3 protein-coding genes are annotated in these 1,841 nt (G+C 33.7%); all 3 read right to left on the bottom strand.

Annotation, left to right across the window (positions count from 1 at the left end; translation table 11 throughout):
• Positions 1 to 4: 4 nt before the first annotated feature.
• Entirely contained in the window at positions 5 to 445 is a 441-nt protein-coding gene (locus AACV33_RS02505) for a hypothetical protein (protein ID WP_182700717.1), read from the bottom strand.
• Between the two features lie 29 nt (positions 446 to 474).
• Positions 475 to 1,206, bottom strand: coding sequence for a hypothetical protein (locus AACV33_RS02500; RefSeq protein WP_182700716.1), 732 nt, complete (start codon positions 1,204 to 1,206; stop codon positions 475 to 477).
• A 26-nt stretch (positions 1,207 to 1,232) separates the two neighbouring features.
• Positions 1,233 to 1,841 (bottom strand): hypothetical protein (locus AACV33_RS02495; RefSeq protein ID WP_182700715.1); only part of this gene is annotated, 609 nt, incomplete at its 5' end.

Here is a 1,841-nt window from a genome sequence, read left to right as displayed (position 1 = left end):
CCTGTCATCTTAAATGAAAGTAAGACCATACTCCTGCTCCAACAAAGGCCATTGGCCCAATAACAGCGACAGAAACAATGCAAACTGCAACGCCAAACCATGCAAATCCTCGTACAACTTTATAAGCTGAATCAGGAATGATTTGTTCATAGGTATAATAGAGTCCTATTTGAGTTAGATAAAATTTATAATAGCAATCTGAAAACCATAAATAACGAACAACAAACATCATTATGGATGCAATAAAAAGAAACGGTACCATCGCATTGATATCGTTGATTAATAACAATAATATACTTATTGGAAAGAACGGAATAAATATACCTAACAGCCACTGAGTTAATGATGTTTTATTCCCATGAAATCCACTATATTCCCACTCGTAAAGCACTGGAGAATTATAAAGTTCTTTCTCTAGCTTTAATTCATTTTCTTTATCATACATTATTTAACCGTATCCATTACTATTTCACATCAATCTTGATCCATTGGATGTAAGAACTCTTTAAATTTATAATGCTCATAAATATCATCTTCTTCCTCTACCTCATAAAAATAACCATTTGGATAGAATTCCCTTAATGTATTGAAAATTTCATTAATGTTTTTACCATTACTGATAAAACCATTCCCTGAAACTAATAAATCTGCATTGGGAAGTATTGATACATAATTTGCTTTTGAAGACTTTATTATCACAGACTCCTCAAAATACAAAGTTTCAAACATCATAGGTTTCAGCCTAAAGTTAACCAATTTGAATGAGAATAACGCACTCGCCCCTGCGCCAATGAACGCCATAGGGCCAACAAAAACAACTGCAACTAAACATACAACAACACCCACTCGACCTATCATTCGTATGCATTGATAAGCATACTCAGGCACCACATCTGCCTGCTCGGTTAATATTCCGTTTTTAGTGAACTTGTAAATCCGCTTTATGTCTGCAGAACCAAAAAAGATAAAAAACAATGTCATGAAAATGGTGAGTAAACTAAATGCAACAATACCACCGGTATCTAGCATATCTTGACTAAAATCATATAACATCCAACTCATAACACTAAAAAAACCAATACCAGAAAAATACCCCAAATATTGATGCTCTACGGTTTCATACTCATAGAGTACTTCTTCGTTGTATAAGGCCATTCTCATGGCTTCTATTTTGTTTGTATTATCTATATCGTTATGAGTTAGCATTATTTAACGCATCCTGCAATGTCACATTAATCCTGATCCATTGGATGTAAGAACTCTTTAAACTTTTCATGCTCATAAATATCATCTTCTTTCTCAACCTCATAAAAATGACCATTTGGATAGAATTCTTTTAAAGTATTAAAAATATCATCTACATTTTCTTTATTACAAAAAAATCCCATTCTAGAGGCTGATATTTTTCCATTAGGCATCACCGATATATAACTCACATCCGACGCTTTAATTAATACTGTTTCATCAAAATACAACGTTTCAAACATCATAGGTTTCAACCTAAAGTTAACCAGTTTGAATGAGAGTAATGCACTCGCCCCTGCTCCAACGAACGCCATAGGGCCAACAAAAACAACAGCAATCAAACATACAACGACACCCACTCTACCTATCATTCGTATACATTGATAAGCATACTCTGGCACAACATCTGCCTGCTCGGTTAATATTCCATTTTTAGTAAATTTGTAAATCCGCTTTATATCGGCGGATGCAAAAAAAATAAAAACCAAATTAAGTAAAAGACCACCTCCTACGTAAATAATAATCTCCCCAACATCAAGGCCATCATGACTAGAATCATACGACATCCAAACAATAAATAATGAACATAACAATGC

Origin of the sequence: Aliivibrio sp. SR45-2 (assembly GCF_963890165.1) — a bacterium.
Lineage (GTDB): Bacteria > Pseudomonadota > Gammaproteobacteria > Enterobacterales > Vibrionaceae > Aliivibrio > Aliivibrio salmonicida.
This window is presented reverse-complemented; position numbering and strand designations above follow the sequence as displayed.